The sequence below is a fragment of the Streptomyces sp. NPDC046931 genome (assembly GCF_040644655.1).
Lineage (GTDB): Bacteria > Actinomycetota > Actinomycetes > Streptomycetales > Streptomycetaceae > Streptomyces.
In genome coordinates, this window is the sequence record NZ_JBEYWX010000003.1 from 100936 (window position 1) to 119563 (window position 18628).

The window sequence follows — 18628 nt, forward strand, 5'->3', positions numbered from 1 at the left end:
ACTTGTGATCGCCCTCTCCCTCGCCGAGATCGCAGAAGCCGTCGGCGGGCAGACGCATGACATACCGGATCCGTCCGTCCAGGTCACCGGGCCCGTGGTCCGGGACTCCCGCGAGGTGGGGCCCGGCAGCCTCTTCGTCGCCTTCGTCGGCGAACGCGTGGACGGGCACGACTTCGCGCAGGCGGTCGTCCGGGAGGGAGCCGTCGCCGTGCTGGCGTCCCGCCCGGTCGGCGTGCCGGCCATCGTCGTGGACGATGTCCAGACCGCCCTCGGCGCCCTGGCCCGCCATGTCGTGCAGCGCCTCGGGGCCACCCTCGTGGCGCTGACCGGCTCCGCGGGCAAGACCAGCACCAAGGACCTCATCGCCCAGGTGCTCCAGCACAAGGCGCCGACCGTGTGGACGCCCGGCTCGCTCAACAACGAGATCGGGCTGCCGCTGACCGCTCTCAGCGCCACCGAGGAGACCAGGTTCCTCGTCCTGGAGATGGGCGCCCGCGGCATCGGCCACATCCGCTACCTCACCGGCCTGACCCCGCCGAGGATCGGCCTGGTGCTCAATGTGGGCACCGCCCATATCGGCGAGTTCGGCGGCCGGGAGCAGATCGCACAGGCCAAGGGCGAACTGGTCGAGAGCCTGCCTTCCAAGGACGAGGGCGGCGTCGCGGTCCTCAACGCCGACGATCCGCTCGTACGCGCCATGGCGTCCCGTACGACGGCGAAGGTGATCCTTTTCGGAGAGTCCGGCGAAGCGGACGTACGCGCCGAGAACGTGCGACTCACGGACACCGGACAGCCCGCCTTCAGTCTTCACACACCCTCCGGGTGCAGCGATGTGACCATGCGCCTGTACGGTGAGCACCACGTGTCGAACGCGCTCGCCGCGGCCGCCGTCGCCCATGAGCTGGGCATGTCCGCGGAAGAGATCGCCACCGCGCTCTCCGAGGCGGGCTCCCTCTCCCGCTGGCGTATGGAGGTCACCGAGCGCCCGGACGGCGTGACGATCGTCAACGACGCCTACAACGCCAATCCCGAGTCCATGCGGGCCGCCCTGCGCGCGCTGGCAGCCATGGGCGAGGCCTCACGGGCCAGGGGGGGACGGACGTGGGCGGTGCTCGGCAAGATGGCCGAGCTCGGGGACGAGGCGCTCGCCGAGCACGACGCGGTCGGACGGCTGGCCGTCCGGCTCAACGTCAGCAAGCTCGTCGCGGTCGGGGACAGGGAAGCGTCCTGGCTGCAACTGGGCGCATATAACGAGGGTTCGTGGGGTGAGGAGTCGGTGCACGTGTCCGACGCACAGGCGGCGGTCGACCTGTTGCGCAGCGAGTTGCGCCCGGGAGACGTCGTACTCGTGAAGGCGTCCCGGTCGGTCGGGCTCGAGAGCGTGGCGCAGGCGCTGCTCGAGACCGGTGCCGAGGGTGAGGTTGCCGCCCGATGATGAAGCAGATCCTGTTCGCAGGAGTCATTGGCCTCTTTTTCACGCTGATCGGCACTCCGCTGCTGATCAAGCTGCTGGCCCGCAAGGGCTACGGCCAGTACATCCGCGACGACGGCCCGCGCGAGCACCACAGCAAGCGCGGTACGCCGACCATGGGTGGTATCGCCTTCATCCTGGCGACGATCGCCGCGTACTTCCTGTCCAAGGTGATCACCGGCAAGCCGCCGACCTTCTCCGGAGTGCTGGTGCTCGGCCTGATGGCCGGCATGGGCCTGGTCGGCTTCCTCGACGACTACATCAAGATCGTCAAGCGGCGTTCGCTCGGTCTGCGGGCCAAGGCGAAGATGGCCGGCCAGCTGATCGTCGGCATCGCCTTCGCCGTGCTGGCGCTCCAGTTCGCCGACGCCCGCGGCAACACCCCGGCCTCCACCAAGCTTTCCTTCGTGCAGGACTTCGGCTGGACCATCGGCCCGGTGCTCTTCGTGGTCTGGGCGATCTTCATGATCCTCGCCATGTCGAACGGCGTGAACCTCACCGACGGTCTCGACGGCCTCGCCACCGGCGCCTCCGTGCTCGTCTTCGGCGCGTACACGTTCATCGGCGTCTGGCAGTTCCAGGAGTCCTGCGCCAACGCGCAGACCCTGACCAACCCGGCCGCCTGCTACGAGGTACGCGACCCGCTCGACCTGGCGGTCGTCTCCTCCGCGCTGATGGGTGCCTGCCTCGGCTTCCTGTGGTGGAACACGTCGCCCGCCAAGATCTTCATGGGTGACACGGGTTCGCTGGCCCTGGGCGGTGCGCTCGCCGGTCTCGCGATCTGCTCCCGCACCGAGCTGCTGCTCGCGCTGCTGGGCGGTCTCTTCGTCCTGATCACCATGTCGGTGGTCATCCAGGTCGGCTCGTTCCGGCTGACCGGAAAGCGCGTCTTCCGGATGGCCCCGCTCCAGCATCACTTCGAGCTGAAGGGCTGGTCCGAGGTTCTCGTCGTGGTCCGCTTCTGGATCATTCAGGGCATCTGCGTAATTGTGGGACTTGGCATCTTCTACGCGGGATGGGCAGCGGAAAAGTGACCGACTGGCAGGGAAAGCACGTCACCGTCGCGGGGCTCGGCGTCTCCGGCGTGCCGGCGGCCAAGGTGCTGCACGGGCTCGGCGCGGTCGTGACCGTCGTCAACGACGGCGACGACGAGCGGGCCCGGGCGCAGGCCGCGGAGCTTCGGGCGCTCGGCGTCACCGTGCGCCTCGGTGACGGCGCCACCCTGCCCGAGGGCACCGAGCTGATCGTCACCGCGCCCGGCTGGAAGCCCGACAAGCCGCTGTTCGCCGCGGCGGCCGAGGCGGGCGTCCCGGTCTGGGGCGACGTCGAGCTGGCATGGCAACTGCGCGGGCCCGACGCGGCCCCCTGGCTCGCGGTCACGGGCACCAACGGCAAGACCACGACCGTGCAGATGCTCGCCTCCATCCTGAAGGCGGCGGGCCTGCGCACGGCCGCCGTCGGCAACATCGGGGTCTCGCTGCTGGACGTCGTCCTCGGCGAGGAGCGGTACGACGTCCTGGCAGTGGAATTGTCGAGCTACCAGCTCCACTGGGCGCCGTCGCTGCGCGCCCACTCCGCCGCGGTGCTCAACCTGGCGCCCGACCACCTGGACTGGCACGGCTCCATGGAGGCGTACGCCGCCGACAAGGGCCGTGTCTACGAGGGCAATCGGGTCGCCTGTGTCTACAACGTCGCCGACAAAGCGACCGAGGACCTGGTGCGCGAGGCGGACGTCGAGGAGGGCTGCCGGGCCATCGGCTTCACTTTGGGCACACCCGCGCCCTCCCAACTCGGCGTCGTGGACGGCATCCTGGTCGACCGTGCCTTCGTCGAGCACCGGCACAAGAACGCGCAGGAGCTCGCCGAGGTCTCCGACGTGAACCCGCCGGCCCCGCACAACGTCGCCAACGCCCTTGCCGCCGCGGCCCTCGCGCGCGCCTTCGGGGTGCCCGCCCAGGCCGTACGGGACGGTCTGCGGTCCTTCACCCCGGACGCGCACCGCATCGCGCACGTGGCGGACCTGGACGGCGTCGCGTACATCGACGACTCCAAGGCCACCAACACGCATGCCGCGGAAGCCTCGTTGGCGGCGTACGAGTCGATCGTGTGGATCGCGGGCGGACTCGCCAAGGGCGCCACCTTCGACGAACTGGTCACGGGGGCCGCGAAGCGGCTGAAGGGTGTGGTGCTCATCGGCGCGGACCGCGCGCTGATCCGTGAAGCCCTCGCGCGACACGCGCCCGAAGTACCCGTCGTCGACCTCGAACGGACCGACACTGGGGCGATGCGCGCGGCTGTGCGGGAGGCTCGACGGCTGGCCGGGGCGGGCGACACGGTGTTGCTGGCGCCGGCCTGTGCCTCCATGGACATGTTCGCCAACTACAACCAGCGCGGCGACGCCTTCGCCGAGGCGGTGCGCGAACTCGGCGCCGCCGGCGCCTGACGGCGGGCTCGGCCACGGCGGTGTTTCGGGACCCTTGGAGGGACGCGTGACTCGGATGTGGCCGGGGCATCGCCGGCGGCTTTGTGCCGATGGCACGGTGCCGTGCCACGGCAGGGAAGTGAGCGCCGATGCCCAGTAGCCGAACGAGCCGTCCGCCCGCCCGGCGCGCCCCCAAACGGCCCTCCGGCGACCGGTCCTCGCAGGAGAATCCGGTCGCCCGGTTCGTCACGCGGGCGCGGCGCGCCTGGGACCGGCCGCTCACCGCCTACTACCTGATCCTCGGCGGCAGTCTGCTGATCACCGTGCTGGGCCTGGTGATGGTCTACTCGGCCTCGCAGATCACCGCGCTGCAGATGTCGCTGCCTGGCTCGTACTTCTTCCGCAAGCAGTTCCTCGCGGCGTCCCTCGGTGCCCTGCTGCTGCTCCTCGCCTCGCGGATGCCCGTGAAGCTGCACCGGGCGCTGGCCTATCCGATCCTCGCGGGAGCCGTCTGCCTGCTGGTCCTGGTGCAGGTGCCCGGGATAGGGATGGCGGTCAACGGCAACCAGAACTGGATCTCGCTCGGCGGCTCCTTCCAGATCCAGCCCAGTGAGTTCGGCAAGCTCGCCCTGGTGCTGTGGGGGGCCGATCTGATCGCCCGCAAGCAGGACAAGCGGCTGCTGGCGCAGTGGAAGCACATGCTGGTGCCGCTGGTCCCCGTGACGTTCATGCTGCTCGGGCTGATCATGCTGGGCGGGGACATGGGGACGACGATCATCCTGACTGCGATCCTGTTCGGGCTGCTGTGGCTGGCCGGAGCGCCCACGCGGCTGTTCGCCGGTGTGCTGACCGTCGCCCTGGTGCTCGGCGCCATCGCCATCGAGACCAGCCCGCACCGCTTGAACCGGCTCGCCTGCATCGGCGCCACCGACCCGGGTCCGAAGGACATCTGCTGGCAGGGTGTGCACGGCATCTATGCGCTCGCGTCGGGCGGAATCTTCGGCTCCGGCCTCGGTGCGAGCGTGGAGAAATGGGGTCAACTCCCCGAAGCGCACACCGACTTCATCTTCGCCGTCACCGGTGAGGAACTGGGTCTCGCGGGGACACTGTCGGTGCTCGCCCTGTTCGCGGCTCTAGGCTATGCGGGTATCCGCGTGGCCGGACGCACGGAGGACCCCTTTGTGAGGTATGCCGCGGGAGGCGTGACGACCTGGATCACCGCGCAGGCGGTGATCAACATCGGCGCGGTGCTCGGTCTGCTGCCGATCGCCGGCGTCCCGCTCCCGCTGTTCTCCTACGGAGGATCCGCCCTGCTGCCGACCATGTTCGCCATCGGGCTGCTGATCGCCTTCGCGCGTGACGAGCCCGGTGCGCGGGCGGCGCTTGCGCTGCGGCAACCTCGCTTTGGTAGAAAGCGGGCGGGAGGCTCTGTGTCTGACCGGGGGCCTCGGAGATGGAACACGATGCGACGGCGCGCCTCGGTGGCGCGCTCGTCCGGAGAGCGGTGAATTTCGGTGCATGTCGTACTCGCCGGTGGGGGGACCGCCGGCCACATCGAGCCCGCGCTCGCCCTCGCGGACGCCCTGCGCAGGCAGGATCCGACCGTGGGGATCACGGCCCTGGGCACGGAGCGCGGCCTGGAGACCCGGCTCGTACCCGAGCGGGGCTATGAACTCGCGCTGATCCCCGCGGTTCCCCTGCCGCGTAAGCCGACCCCCGAGCTGATCACCGTTCCCGGGCGGCTGCGCGGCACGATCAAGGCGGCCGAGCAGATCCTCGAGCGCACCAAGGCGGACGTGGTCGTCGGTTTCGGCGGCTATGTGGCGCTGCCCGGCTATCTGGCCGCCAAGCGCCTCGGCGTGCCGATCGTGATCCACGAGGCCAATGCGCGGCCCGGCCTGGCCAACAAGATCGGCTCGCGGTACGCGGCCCAGGTCGCCGTCTCCACGCCGGACAGCAAGCTGCGCGGCGCCCGCTACATCGGCATTCCGCTGCGCCGCGCCATCGCCACCCTGGACCGCGCCGCCGTGCGCCCGGAGGCCCGCGCCGCGTTCGGACTCGACCCGAACCTGCCGACGCTGCTGGTCTCCGGCGGTTCGCAGGGCGCCCGCCGGCTCAACGAGGTGGTCCAGCAGGTCGCCCCGTACCTCCAGCAGTCCGGCATCCAGATCCTGCACGCGGTAGGCCCGAAGAACGAACTGCCGCAGGTGCACCAGATGCCGGGGATGCCCCCCTACATCCCGGTACCGTACGTGGACCGGATGGACCTCGCGTACGCCGCGGCCGACATGATGCTCTGCCGCGCGGGCGCGATGACCGTCGCCGAGTTGTCCGCCGTGGGGCTCCCGGCCGCTTACGTCCCGCTGCCGATCGGCAACGGCGAACAGCGGCTGAACGCCCAGCCGGTGGTCAAGGCCGGCGGCGGGCTGCTGGTCGACGACGCGGAGCTGACGCCCGAGTGGGTCCAGCAGAACGTCCTGCCGGTGCTCGCCGATCCGCACCGTCTGTACCAGATGTCCCGTGCCGCCAGCGAGTTCGGCCGCCGGGACGCCGACGACCTGCTCGTCGGCATGGTGTACGAGGCGATCGCCTCGCGTCAGCACCGGTAACGCATCGGCGCATGGGCCGAAGCGGCGCCCGTGGGGGTGCCCCCGGCCGAAGGCTGGGGGAGAACCGAGCCAGGAACAAGGAGGGCGCGTGGCCGGACCGACGACCGCCGAGCGCGGCAGACGGCGGCAGGCGGATTCCGGCCCGCCCCCGCCGCCCCGGCGCGGGCGACTTCTCCGCCTTCGTATGCTCATCATCCTTTTGCTGGTGGTGGTGTTGGCGGGTGGCGGCGCCATCTGGCTTCTGTACGGCTCTCCGTGGCTGCGCGTTCAGCGGGTCTCCGTCTCCGGGACGAGGGTGCTGACCCCGGCGCAGGTGCGCCAGGCGGCCGGCGTACGGCTCGGCACGCCCCTGATCTCCCTGGACACCGACGCGATCGGGGCCCGTCTGCGCCGGAAACTCCCCCGTGTCGACTCGGTGGACGTCGTCCGTTCCTGGCCCCACGGGATCGGACTGAACGTGACCGAACGTACTCCGGTTCTGCTCATCCGAAACGGCGCGAAGTTCGACGAAGTGGACCGGGAGGGCGTGCGGTTCGCCACGGTGCCGCAGGCGCCCAAGGGGGTCCCCGCACTGGAGCTGGAGCCGCCCCGTTCGGCCGGGCCCCGGCGCTTCGGCACCGACCGGCTGGTGCGCGAGGCGGTCCGCGTGGCCCAGGCCGTTCCGGCCGCCGTCGCCCGTGACACCCGGACCGTCAAGGTCCGTACCTACGACTCCATCTCGCTGGAGCTGGGCGACGGCCGGACCGTGCTGTGGGGCAGCGGGGAGAAGGGCCATGCGAAGGCGGTGACGCTGAGCGCGCTGATGAAAGCCGCCCCCCACGCCCGGCACTTCGACGTGAGTGTTCCCACCGCCCCCGCGTCATCGGGGAGTTGACGCACATCAGCGCAGGCCAGCACCCTGGTTGGGCACTGCTATGGCTGATCACATAGGGTGAAAAGAAAAACGGGAGGTTCGGCGTGTTCGTTGTACGTGCGCCACTTGTCGACTTAGTGTCCTGTTCGGAAGAGTCCAAGGAACAGACACACTGGTAACCCTAAACTTCAGGGTGAGGGTTCGGGTCGGCGTTCGGACCGTCCCATTCGGCATCTGCCGTCGGACCGCGGGGCACCCGTGGGGCGACGGCAACGTAATTCGAGGCGAGAGGCCTTCGACGTGGCAGCACCGCAGAACTACCTCGCAGTCATCAAGGTCATCGGTGTCGGCGGCGGTGGTGTCAATGCCATCAACCGGATGATCGAGGTCGGTCTCAAGGGCGTCGAGTTCATCGCCATCAACACCGACGCGCAAGCTCTGTTGATGAGCGACGCCGACGTCAAGCTCGACGTCGGCCGTGAACTCACCCGCGGACTGGGCGCCGGCGCCAACCCGGCCGTCGGCCGCAAGGCCGCCGAGGACCACCGCGAGGAGATCGAGGAGGTCCTCAAGGGGGCCGACATGGTCTTCGTGACGGCCGGTGAAGGCGGCGGCACCGGCACCGGCGGCGCGCCCGTGGTGGCCAACATCGCGCGTTCGCTGGGTGCCCTCACCATCGGCGTGGTCACGCGCCCGTTCACCTTCGAGGGACGGCGCCGCGCCAACCAGGCCGAGGACGGCATCGCCGAGCTTCGCGAAGAGGTCGATACCCTCATCGTCATCCCGAACGACCGACTGCTGTCCATCTCGGACCGCCAGGTCTCCGTCCTCGACGCCTTCAAGTCGGCCGACCAGGTCCTGCTCTCCGGTGTTCAGGGCATCACCGACCTCATCACCACCCCCGGTCTGATCAACCTGGACTTCGCCGACGTCAAGTCCGTGATGTCCGAGGCCGGTTCCGCCCTCATGGGCATCGGCTCGGCCCGCGGCGACGACCGCGCGGTGGCCGCGGCCGAGATGGCGATCTCCTCGCCGCTGCTCGAGGCGTCCATCGACGGCGCCCGCGGTGTGCTGCTGTCCATCTCCGGCGGCTCCGACCTCGGCCTCTTCGAGATCAACGAGGCCGCCCAGCTGGTGAGCGAGGCCGCGCACCCCGAGGCCAACATCATCTTCGGCGCCGTGATCGACGACGCCCTCGGCGACGAGGTGCGGGTCACCGTGATCGCCGCCGGCTTCGACGGTGGCCAGCCCCCGGCCAAGCGGGAGAACGTCCTCGGCTCCTCCGCGGCGCGGCGCGAGGAGCCCACGCCGGCGCGCCCCGCCGAGAGCCGTCCGTCCTTCGGCTCGCTCGGCAGCGTCACGCCCAAGGAGGTGCCGGAGCCCGCTCCGGAGCCCGTGAGCGAGCTCCCGGTCTCCCCGCCGCCCATCCCGCCGTCGCGGACCTACTCGGACAGCGCGGCCGAGGAGCTGGACGTGCCGGACTTCCTGAAGTGATAGGACAGCGCGAGACCGCGAGCGGCGCGCACTTCGCCTTCACCGACCGGTGGGGCGGGGTGAGCGCCGCTCCGTACGAGGAGCTCAATCTCGGCGGCGCGGTCGGCGACGGCCCCGAGGCCGTCCGGACCAATCGGGAGCTGGCCGCGAGGTCACTGGGGCTCGACCCCGCCCGCGTGGTCTGGATGAACCAGGTGCACGGCCGGGACGTGGCCGTGGTCGACGAGCCGTGGGGCGCAAGGACGGCGCCCGAGGTCGACGCGGTCGTCACCGTACGGCGCGGCCTCGCCCTCGCAGTACTCACCGCCGACTGCACTCCCGTCCTGCTGGCCGACCCCGTCGCCGGGGTCGCGGCCGCCGCCCACGCGGGCCGGCCCGGCATGGTCGCCGGGGTGGTCCCCGCGGCCGTCCGCGCGATGATGGAACTGGGCGCCGAGCCGTCCCGGATCGTCGCCCGCACGGGTCCCGCGGTCTGCGGCCGGTGCTACGAGGTGCCGGACGCGATGCGCGCCGAGGTGTCCGCCGTCGAGCCGACGGCGCACTCCGAGACGAGCTGGGGCACTCCCGCGGTCGATGTGACCGCCGGCGTGCACGCGCAGCTCGAACGGCTCGGGGTGCGCGACCGGGCGCAGTCGCCGGTGTGCACACTCGAGTCGGGCGACCACTTCTCGTACCGCCGCGACCGGACCACGGGACGGCTCGCGGGCTATGTCTGGCTGGACTGATGGGGCATGACGGACCGTAAGGAACAAATCTCCGCGAACCTCGCGCAGGTCGAGGAGCGCATCGCGGCCGCCTGCCGGGCCGCCGGGCGCAAGCGGGAGGAGGTGACCCTGATCGTGGTCACCAAGACCTATCCCGCGAGTGATGTGCGGATTCTGTCGGAGCTCGGTGTGCGCGACGTCGCCGAGAACCGCGACCAGGACGCGGCGCCCAAGGCTGCGGCATGCTCGGATCTGCCGCTTACCTGGCACTTTGTCGGCCAGTTGCAGACCAACAAGGTACGGTCCGTGGTCGGTTATGCGGGCCTTGTGCAGTCCGTCGATCGTTCCCGGCTCGTCACGGCGCTGTCGAAGGAGGCCGTGCGGGCCGGGCGCGAGGTCGGCTGCCTCATCCAGGTCGCACTGGACGCGGGTGAGGGCGGGCGAGGCGAGCGGGGCGGAGTGGGGCCCGAGGGAATCGAAGAGTTGGGCGACCTCGTCGCGAGCGCCCCGGGACTGCGGCTGGACGGCCTGATGACCGTGGCCCCGCTCACCGGGGAGTACGCGGGGCGTCAACAGGCGGCGTTCGAGCGGTTGATGGATTTGTCGACCGACCTGCGCCGAGCCCATCCGGCTGCAACCATGGTTTCGGCAGGGATGAGTGCGGACCTCGAACAGGCCGTGGCCGCCGGGGCGACACATGTGCGCGTCGGCACTGCGGTACTCGGAGTCCGCCCCAGGCTCGGGTAACGTCGCCAAGAAGTCGGACCACAGCAGAAAATATGGTCATTACCGCTGATAGGCGGGCGAAACGACCTCGTGGATCGCGGGGACTTGGCAGTCGTCAGCCGATCCACCACAGAGCGGAGGACTCAGAGCATGGCCGGCGCGATGCGCAAGATGGCGGTCTACCTCGGCCTCGTGGAGGACGATGGGTACGACGGCCGGGGATTCGATCCCGACGACGACTTCGAGCCCGAGCTCGACCCGGAACCGGAGCGGGACCGCAGGCGGCACGAGCCGTCTCACCAGCCGCACCAGGCACTTCAGCCGCAACGGGACGAATCGGTACGAGTGGTTCAGCCGCCGGCGCAGCGCGACCCGGTGTCCCATTCCCCTTCGCTGCCCGCGGAATCCGGGCGTCCTGCCCGGATCGCTCCCGTGGCATCCATCACACAAGAACGTCAGAGCCTGGAGAAGAACGCACCGGTGATCATGCCAAAGGTCGTGTCCGAACGAGAGCCGTACCGGATCACCACGCTTCACCCCCGGACCTACAACGAGGCCCGTACCATCGGGGAACACTTCCGTGAGGGCACGCCGGTGATCATGAATCTGACTGAGATGGACGACACAGATGCGAAGCGACTTGTCGACTTTGCGGCTGGATTGGTGTTTGGTCTTCACGGCAGCATCGAGCGGGTGACGCAGAAGGTGTTCCTGTTGTCGCCTGCTAACGTCGATGTCACGGCGGAGGACAAGGCCCGCATCGCAGAGGGCGGGTTCTTCAACCAGAGCTGAGACGCACCACCGGAATAGGGCACGGAACAGGGGAGAGGGAAGCACGGATCATGGGCGTGTTCCTGGAGGTTGTCTACATCGCGCTGATGTGCTTCCTCGTCGTGCTGATTTTCCGGTTGGTCATGGACTACGTCTTCCAGTTCGCCCGCTCATGGCAACCCGGCAAGGCGATGGTGGTCGTTCTGGAGGCCACCTACACTGTCACTGATCCACCGCTGAAGCTTCTGCGGCGGTTCATCCCGCCGCTGCGTCTCGGGGGCGTGGCGCTCGACCTGTCCTTCTTCGTACTGATGATCATCGTCTACATCCTGATCTCCATCGTGGGCAACCTCGCGAGGTGAATGTGGACGATACGGTCTTGCCGACTGCCGATGACTACGTTGAGGTGAAGAGATGCCGTTGACCCCCGAGGACGTGCGGAACAAGCAGTTCACGACCGTCCGCCTCCGAGAAGGCTATGACGAGGACGAGGTCGATGCCTTCCTCGACGAGGTCGAATCCGAACTGACCCGTCTGCTCCGTGAGAACGAGGATCTGCGCGCCAAGCTGGCCGCCGCGACGCGTGCCGCCGCGCAGAACCAGCAGAACATGCGGAAGCCTCCGGAGCCGCAGGACCAGCCGCAGGGAATGCCCCAGCAGGGGATGCCCCAGCAGGGCATGCCTCAGCAGGGCATGCGCGGTCCCGGCGCGCCCGTGCCCGCCGGGATATCGGGCCCGCCGCAGCAGCAGATGGGCGGCCCCATGGGTGGCCCGCCCCAGCTGCCGAGCGGTGCCCCGCAGCTGCCTGCCGGCCCCGGCGGCGGTCAGGGTGGTCCCCAGGGGCCCGGCCCGATGGGTCAGGGTCCGATGGGTCAGGGGCCGATGGGGGGTCAGCCCCCGATGCAGCAGCAGATGGGCGGCCCCATGGGCGGTCCGATGGGCGGCCCCATGGGCGGTCCGGGCATGCCCGGTCAGGGTCCCGGCGGCGACAGCGCCGCGCGTGTCCTCTCGCTGGCCCAGCAGACCGCCGACCAGGCGATCGCCGAGGCCCGCTCCGAGGCCAACAAGATCGTCGGTGAGGCCCGCAGCCGTGCCGAGGGTCTGGAGCGCGACGCCCGGGCCAAGGCCGACGCCCTGGAGCGGGACGCGCAGGAGAAGCACCGTGTCGCGATGGGCTCCCTGGAGTCCGCCCGCGCCACGCTGGAGCGCAAGGTCGAGGACCTGCGCGGCTTCGAGCGCGAGTACCGCACCCGTCTGAAGTCCTACCTGGAGTCGCAGCTGCGCCAGTTGGAGACCCAGGCCGACGACTCGCTGGCCCCGCCGCGCACCCCGGCCACGGCGTCCCTGCCGTCGCCGTCGGCGCCGTCGATGGCTCCGGCGGGCGCGAGCGCCCCGTCGTACGGCGGCAACCAGACGATGGGTGGCGCCCCGGCTCCGTCCGCTCCGTCCTACGGCGGCCAGCAGCAGATGTCCCCGGCGATGACCCAGCCGATGGCGCCGGTGCGTCCGCAGGGCCCCTCGCCGATGGGCCAGGCTCCCTCGCCGATGCGCGGTTTCCTCATCGACGAGGACGACAACTGACGTTCATGAGTCAGCCGTAGGTGTCGGCAGCGTTTCAGGGCGGGGCCCCGGATCGAGTGATCCGGGGCCCCGCCCTTGTGCTACGCGCGTTCGGGGGTTTTGCCCCATCTGTTCGGCCGCGGGAGCGGTTGTGCGTGTGGACGCAACGCCGAAGGCCCGGGCCCGCCGGGATTTCACGGCGGGCCCGGGCCCTCGTGCGGGCCGCTACGCCTTGCGCAGGCGGAACGTGAGGCTCAGGGAGTCGTCGGTGAACGGCTCCCCGTAGGTGTCGTCCGCCTCGCCCTGGCCGAACTCCGTGGCGAGGACCTCGTCGGCGATCAGACCCGAGTGTTCGGTCAGGGCCGCGATGACCGCCGTGTCCGTCGAGGTCCAGCGGAGCGCGATGCGGTCGGCGACGTCGAGGCCGCTGTTCTTGCGGGCCTCCTGGATCAGCCGGATCGCGTCACGCGCGAGGCCCGCCTGCCGCAGCTCCTCGGTGATCTCCAGGTCGAGGGCGACCGTCGCGCCGGAGTCGGACGCCACCGACCAGCCCTCGCGCGGGGTTTCCGTGATGATCACCTCGTCGGGGGCGAGGGTGACCGTCTCGCCGTCGACCTCCACCGTCGCGGTGCCCTCGCGCAGCGCCAGGGACAGCGCCGGCGCGTCGGCGTTCGCGATCGCCTTGGCCACGTCCTGGACGCGCTTGCCGAAACGCTTGCCGAGCGCGCGGAAGTTCGCCTTCGCCGTCGTGTCGACCAGGCTGCCGCCGACCTCGCTCAGCGACGCGAGACCCTCGACGTTCAGCTCCTCGGTGATCTGCGTGTGCAGCTCCCGGTCCAGCGTCTCGAAGCCGGCCACCGCTACCAGCGCGCGGGACAGCGGCTGACGCGTCTTGACGCCCGACTCCGCGCGCGTGGCGCGGCCCAGCTCGACGAGCCGGCGCACCAGCACCATCTGGCGGGACAGCTCCGGGTCGATCGCGGACAGGTCCGCCTCGGGCCAGGTGGCCAGGTGCACCGACTCCGGGGCGCCCGGGGTCACCGGCACGACAAGGTCCTGCCAGACCCGCTCGGTGATGAACGGGGTGATCGGGGCCATCAGCTTCGTGACCGTCTCGAGGACCTCGTGCAGGGTGCGCAGCGCGGCCTTGTCGCCCTGCCAGAAGCGGCGGCGGGAGCGGCGGACGTACCAGTTCGACAGGTCGTCGACGAACGCGGACAGCAGCTTGCCGGCGCGCTGGGTGTCGTAGCTCTCCAGGGCCTCGGTCACCTGGTCGGTGAGCGCGTGAAGCTCGGAGAGCAGCCAGCGGTCCAGGACCGGGCGGTCGGCGGGCGCGGGGTCGGCCTCGCCGGGGGCCCAGCCCGACGTGCGGGCGTACAGGGCCTGGAAGGCGACCGTGTTCCAGTACGTCAGCAGCGTCTTGCGGACGACCTCCTGGATCGTGCCGTGGCCCACCCGGCGGGCCGCCCAGGGGGAGCCGCCCGCGGCCATGAACCAGCGGACCGCGTCGGCGCCGTGCTGGTCCATGAGCGGGATCGGCTGAAGGATGTTGCCCAGGTGCTTGGACATCTTGCGGCCGTCCTCGGCGAGGATGTGGCCGAGGCAGACGACGTTCTCGTACGACGACTGGTCGAACACCAGGGTGCCGACGGCCATCAGCGTGTAGAACCAGCCGCGGGTCTGGTCGATGGCCTCGGAGATGAACTGCGCCGGGTAGCGGGACTCGAACAGTTCCTTGTTCTTGTACGGGTAGCCCCACTGCGCGAACGGCATCGAGCCGGAGTCGTACCAGGCGTCGATGACCTCCGGGACCCGGGTGGCCGTCTTGCCGCACTGCGGGCAGCCGAAGGTGACCTCGTCGATGAACGGGCGGTGCGGGTCGAGGCCGGACTGGTCGGTGCCGGTCAGCTCGGTCAGCTCCGCGCGGGAGCCGACGCAGGTGAGGTGGTCGTCCTCGCAGCGCCAGATCGGCAGCGGGGTGCCCCAGTAGCGGTTGCGGGACAGCGCCCAGTCGATGTTGTTGTTCAGCCAGTCGCCGTACCGGCCGTGCTTGACCGTGTCCGGGTACCAGTTGGTCTTCTCGTTCTCCTGGAGTAGACGGTCCTTGATGGCGGTGGTGCGGATGTACCAGGACGGCTGCGCGTAGTAGAGGAGCGCGGTGTGGCAGCGCCAGCAGTGCGGGTAGCTGTGCTCGTACGGGATGTGCCTGAAGAGCAGGCCGCGCTGCTGGAGGTCCTCGGTGAGCTTTTCGTCCGCCTTCTTGAAGAAGATGCCGCCGACCAGGGGGACGTCCTCCTCGAAGGTGCCGTCGGGGCGGACGGGGTTGACGACCGGCAGGCCGTACGCGCGGCAGACCTTCAGGTCGTCCTCACCGAAGGCGGGGGACTGGTGGACCAGACCCGTACCGTCCTCGGTGGTGACGTAGTCGGCGTTGACCACGTAGTGGGCGGGCTCGGGGAACCCGACCAGCTCGAACGGACGTTGATACGTCCAGCGCTCCATCTCGGCGCCGGTGAAGGACTGGCCCGTGGTCTCCCAGCCCTCGCCGAGCGCCTTTCCGACGAGCGGCTCGGCGACGACGAGCTTCTCCTCGCCGTCGGTCGCGACGACGTAGGTGACCTCGGGGTGCGCGGCGACCGCGGTGTTGGAGACCAGCGTCCACGGGGTCGTCGTCCACACCAGGAGCGCGGCCTGTCCGGCCAGCGGACCGGAGGTGAGCGGGAAACGGACATAGACCGACGGGTCGACGACCGTCTCGTAGCCCTGCGCCAGCTCGTGGTCCGACAGACCGGTGCCGCAGCGGGGGCACCAGGGGGCGACGCGGTGGTCCTGGACCAGCAGCCCCTTGTCGAAGATCTCCTTCAGGGACCACCAGACGGACTCCATGTACTCGGGGTCCATCGTCCGGTAGGCGTCGTCCAGGTCGACCCAGTAGCCCATGCGGGTCGTCAGCTCGGCGAAGGCGTCGGTGTGGCGGGTCACCGACGCGCGGCACTTGGCGTTGAACTCGGCGATGCCGTACGCCTCGATGTCCTGCTTGCCGCTGAAGCCGAGTTCCTTCTCGACCGCCAGCTCCACCGGAAGGCCGTGGCAGTCCCAGCCGGCCTTGCGGCCCACGTGGTACCCGCGCATCGTGCGGAAGCGCGGGAAGACGTCCTTGAAGACGCGGGCCTCGATGTGGTGGGCACCCGGCATGCCGTTCGCCGTGGGCGGGCCCTCATAGAACACCCATTCGGGGCGGCCCTCGGACTGCTCCAGGCTCTTGGCAAAGATCTTCTGCTCGCGCCAGAAGTCGAGCACGGCGTGCTCGAGTGCGGGCAGGTCGACCTGGGCGGGCACCTGGCGGTACTGCGTCATGGATCTTCCTCCGGCGGACGTACTGCCTTCCGTCGGAGGGACGAGAGCCGGGAATTCGCTGAATTCTCCGTACGCCGTGTGCGGCGCGCTCCCGCGGTACCACCCTCCTTGGCTCCCCGGTGCACCGTACGCTCCGGTGAGCCCCCTCATTGGGTCGCGATGCCGGTTCTACCGGCCCTGGGCGGCCCGTGGGCGGGCCACGGTCCAGGACTTTCTTCCGGCGGCTCCGGGGTGATCTTCACGTCGTGCTCGCCCCCGGGCTCCCACCGTCCCCGGGTCGCTCTGGGCTGCGTACGCCGCTACTCGTCCCCATCCACGCTTTTCGCTCCGCCCAGTGTACGGCGCCGCACGCACGACGGCCGACCGGTTTCGCTCCTTCGGAGGCCAGGGCCACCGGGGGGCGCTGGATGACCCGAATGGGGAGGTGGGGGCTCCCGGATTCCGGCGCTCCGGTCCCGGCGGATTACCGGGCGGAGAGCTGGGCACAACGGATGCAGGCTCGTCGCGCCGCACACGCGTGGCGGGCGAATCGCTGGCGTGCCCCGTTGCCGCGGGCCAGAAGTCGATTTATCGTCCCAGCACGATTCGCGCGCAAGATCACAATATGTGAAGGGGCCGCGGCCATGGTGGAGAAAAAGACCGCCGTACAGCAGTCGGCGTCCGGTAGATCCACGGCTGCGGCTGCCTCCCGCGGTGTGGCGGCCAGGGAAGTGAACGGCAGGCAGAACACCCGCAGCGCATCGGCGAGGAGTACGGCCAAGTCGGTGAAGGCGCTGCGTGCGGCTGCCGCCGGGGCCGGCCGCACGGGCACGGCCGTCGCGAGCCCGGGGATCGCCGTGAGCTCGACGGCCGCGGAAAGGCCGGCGACCGAGGAGCCGGCCGCCGGGGTAACGGCTCGTAGTGAGGCGGCGGGCGTCGCGGGGAGGGCTTCGACGGAGGCGGCCAGGGTGTCGGCGGGGACCGTCGCGCGGCCGGCCACGGCGAAGACCCGTACCACCGGGGCCGCCGCCGGGAAGACCGGAGCCACGAAGCCGGGCGGCACGAAGGCCGCCCGCAGGACGGCCACCACGGGGAAGTCCGCCGGGCGTGCGGCTGCCGCGGGCGCGGCAGATGACGAGAAGACCGCTTCGGGGAGGACGGCGGCAGGGAAGGCGCGCTCCTGCGCAGAAGCGGCGGTCGGGAGGACCGCCGCCGGCAGGGTGGCCGGGGCAAAGCAGGCGGGCGCCGGGGAAGCCGCCTCCGGGGAGGCGCCCGAGAAGGCGGCCGCCGGGACGGCGGCTGTCGGGAAGACGGCTGCGAAGGGCGGCTCGGTCAAGAAGACGGCCGCCAAGAAGACGGCTGCCAGAGGGATTGCGGTCAAGAAAACCGCGGCCAGGGAGGCGGCGGCCAAGAAGGCGGCTGCCAAGGGGGCCGCGGGGAAGAAGGCGGCTGCCAAGGACGCGGCTGCCGAGAAGACGGTGGCCGAGAAGTCCGTAGAAGCCAAGAGGTCCGTAGCCAAGAAGTCCGGAGCCCAGAGGGCGGTGGCCAAGAAGGCCGTGGCAGGCGAGACGGCGGCCGGGAAGAAGGCCGCGACCGGGGGCTCCGCCGTGGAGACGGCCGCGAAGAAGGCGACCGGGGAGACGACCGGGGAGACGGTCGCGAAGGAGACGCGCGCCGCGAAGGCCGTGGCCGGGAAAGCGCCTCCCCCGAGGGAGGCGAAGGCATCCCGGAAGGCGTCCTCGAAGAGGGCGGCCGAGGAAGCGGCCGCCTCCGCCCGGGCGGCCGACGTTCGCACCAGGGCGGCCAGGGAGAAAGGCGGTCCCAAGCGGCCGGCGGCGAAGAAGGCCACCGCCGGCAAGAAGGCGGCGGCGCGCACGGTCACCGCAAAGGCGACGAAGAAGGCCATCGCCGCCACCGAGCGGGCGGTGGCCGAGACGGCCGTCGACGAGAAGGCGGTGGCCCGGGCGGCCGGCACCGGGAAGACGGCCCCGGCCGGGGCCGGCGCCGGCAAGAGCGCCGCTGTGAAGCGCGGCGCCACGAAGAGCACCCTCACACAGAGTGCGGCCAAGAAGAGCACGGCCAAGAAGGCGGGTGCTGGCAAGGCCGCGGAGCAGACGGGAGCCACGACGGTGGTTGCGAAGAAGACTCCTGGCACGGCCACGGCGGCGACGACCCCCTCGGCGGTCCCCAAGGCACGGCTGGCCGCGGCCGAGCCCGATGAACTGGCGGTGCGCCCCGGCGAGGCCCCCTGGACCCCCGAGGAGGTCGCCGAGGCACGCGCGGAGCTGGAGAGCGACGCGACGCGTCTGCGCGGCGAGATCGACGCCTCGGAGCAGGCGCTGGTCGGCCTGATGAGGGACTCGGGTGACGGAGCCGGCGACGACCAGGCCGACACCGGCACCAAGAACATCACGCGCGAGCACGAGATGGCGCTCGCCGCCAACGCACGCGAGATGGTCGAACAGACCGAGCGGGCCCTGGACCGCCTCGACGCCGGCACCTACGGACTGTGCGAGAACTGCGGCAACCCCATCGGCAAGGCCCGTATGCAGGCATTTCCGCGCGCCACGCTCTGCGTGGAGTGCAAGCAGAAGCAGGAACGCCGCTGACGGCGCCTCCTGGACATCGGGTCCGGCCGGGTCGTGCCGTAGTCTCGTCCTCGGTCAGGTATCTAGGTTGAGG

General features: G+C 70.4%; 14 protein-coding genes. 13 read left to right on the top strand and 1 reads right to left on the bottom strand.

Features of this window, described 5'->3' with window-relative positions; translation table 11 throughout:
* Positions 1–4: 4 nt before the first annotated feature.
* From murF to ABZ876_RS07695, 12 genes are all read left to right on the top strand, one after another.
* Positions 5–1435 (top strand): UDP-N-acetylmuramoyl-tripeptide--D-alanyl-D-alanine ligase, encoded by a 1431-nt coding sequence (gene murF, locus ABZ876_RS07640; RefSeq protein WP_361775872.1) that lies wholly within the window; start codon positions 5–7, stop codon positions 1433–1435.
* Positions 1432–2505, top strand: coding sequence for a phospho-N-acetylmuramoyl-pentapeptide-transferase (mraY, locus tag ABZ876_RS07645; protein ID WP_234514993.1), 1074 nt, complete (start codon positions 1432–1434; stop codon positions 2503–2505). The genes murF and mraY overlap by 4 nt, the downstream gene beginning before the upstream one ends.
* Positions 2487–3914, top strand: coding sequence for a UDP-N-acetylmuramoyl-L-alanine--D-glutamate ligase (gene murD, locus ABZ876_RS07650; protein WP_361775875.1), 1428 nt, complete (start codon positions 2487–2489; stop codon positions 3912–3914). The genes mraY and murD overlap by 19 nt, the downstream gene beginning before the upstream one ends.
* 128 nt (positions 3915–4042) lie before the next feature.
* Entirely contained in the window at positions 4043–5401 is a 1359-nt protein-coding gene (gene ftsW / locus ABZ876_RS07655; protein WP_361775878.1) for a putative lipid II flippase FtsW, read from the top strand.
* Between the two features lie 6 nt (positions 5402–5407).
* Positions 5408–6502, top strand: a complete 1095-nt coding sequence (gene murG, locus ABZ876_RS07660) for an undecaprenyldiphospho-muramoylpentapeptide beta-N-acetylglucosaminyltransferase (protein ID WP_361775881.1) — start codon at positions 5408–5410, stop codon at positions 6500–6502.
* Between the two features lie 88 nt (positions 6503–6590).
* Entirely contained in the window at positions 6591–7376 is a 786-nt protein-coding gene (locus tag ABZ876_RS07665; RefSeq protein ID WP_361775884.1) for an FtsQ-type POTRA domain-containing protein, read from the top strand.
* A gap of 279 nt (positions 7377–7655) precedes the next feature.
* Positions 7656–8849 carry a cell division protein FtsZ gene (gene ftsZ, locus ABZ876_RS07670; RefSeq protein WP_361775887.1) on the top strand — a complete coding sequence of 398 codons (1194 nt, stop codon included), beginning with the start codon at positions 7656–7658 and terminating at the stop codon, positions 8847–8849.
* On the top strand, positions 8846–9574 hold the full coding sequence (pgeF, locus tag ABZ876_RS07675; RefSeq protein WP_361775890.1) for a peptidoglycan editing factor PgeF: 729 nt from the start codon (positions 8846–8848) through the stop codon (positions 9572–9574). The genes ftsZ and pgeF overlap by 4 nt, the downstream gene beginning before the upstream one ends.
* A 6-nt stretch (positions 9575–9580) precedes the next feature.
* Positions 9581–10300, top strand: coding sequence for a YggS family pyridoxal phosphate-dependent enzyme (locus ABZ876_RS07680; protein ID WP_361775893.1), 720 nt, complete (start codon positions 9581–9583; stop codon positions 10298–10300).
* Between the two features lie 129 nt (positions 10301–10429).
* On the top strand, positions 10430–11071 hold the full coding sequence (gene sepF / locus ABZ876_RS07685; protein WP_361775896.1) for a cell division protein SepF: 642 nt from the start codon (positions 10430–10432) through the stop codon (positions 11069–11071).
* A 50-nt stretch (positions 11072–11121) separates the two neighbouring features.
* Positions 11122–11412: a YggT family protein gene (locus ABZ876_RS07690; protein WP_234515022.1), complete on the top strand. Its 291-nt coding sequence runs from the start codon at positions 11122–11124 to the stop codon at positions 11410–11412.
* Between the two features lie 52 nt (positions 11413–11464).
* Positions 11465–12631 (top strand): DivIVA domain-containing protein, encoded by a 1167-nt coding sequence (locus ABZ876_RS07695; RefSeq protein WP_361775899.1) that lies wholly within the window; start codon positions 11465–11467, stop codon positions 12629–12631.
* 204 nt (positions 12632–12835) lie between these two features.
* Here the strand turns inward: ABZ876_RS07695 and ileS are convergent, their stop codons facing one another.
* The gene (ileS, locus tag ABZ876_RS07700) at positions 12836–15967 is read right to left on the bottom strand and encodes an isoleucine--tRNA ligase (protein ID WP_361775902.1); all 3132 of its coding nucleotides are present in this window, start codon (positions 15965–15967) and stop codon (positions 12836–12838) included.
* Positions 15968–16590: 623 nt separating this feature from the next.
* Between ileS and ABZ876_RS07705 the strand changes: the two genes are divergently transcribed.
* Positions 16591–18555: a TraR/DksA C4-type zinc finger protein gene (locus tag ABZ876_RS07705; protein WP_361775905.1), complete on the top strand. Its 1965-nt coding sequence runs from the start codon at positions 16591–16593 to the stop codon at positions 18553–18555.
* Positions 18556–18628 lie beyond the last annotated feature (73 nt).

What these genes read in the sequence shown, in the direction of transcription:
- mraY (WP_234514993.1), top strand. Translation starts at nt 1,432, where the DNA reads ATGATGAAGCAGATCCTGTTCGCAGGAGTCATTGGCCTCTTTTTCACG.
- murD (WP_361775875.1), top strand. Translation starts at nt 2,487, where the DNA reads ATGGGCAGCGGAAAAGTGACCGACTGGCAGGGAAAGCACGTCACCGTC.
- ftsW (WP_361775878.1), top strand. Translation starts at nt 4,043, where the DNA reads ATGCCCAGTAGCCGAACGAGCCGTCCGCCCGCCCGGCGCGCCCCCAAA.
- ABZ876_RS07680 (WP_361775893.1), top strand. Translation starts at nt 9,581, where the DNA reads ATGACGGACCGTAAGGAACAAATCTCCGCGAACCTCGCGCAGGTCGAG.
- sepF (WP_361775896.1), top strand. Translation starts at nt 10,430, where the DNA reads ATGGCCGGCGCGATGCGCAAGATGGCGGTCTACCTCGGCCTCGTGGAG.
- ABZ876_RS07690 (WP_234515022.1), top strand. Translation starts at nt 11,122, where the DNA reads ATGGGCGTGTTCCTGGAGGTTGTCTACATCGCGCTGATGTGCTTCCTC.
- ABZ876_RS07695 (WP_361775899.1), top strand. Translation starts at nt 11,465, where the DNA reads ATGCCGTTGACCCCCGAGGACGTGCGGAACAAGCAGTTCACGACCGTC.
- ileS (WP_361775902.1), bottom strand. Translation starts at nt 15,967, where the DNA reads ATGACGCAGTACCGCCAGGTGCCCGCCCAGGTCGACCTGCCCGCACTC.
- ABZ876_RS07705 (WP_361775905.1), top strand. Translation starts at nt 16,591, where the DNA reads ATGGTGGAGAAAAAGACCGCCGTACAGCAGTCGGCGTCCGGTAGATCC.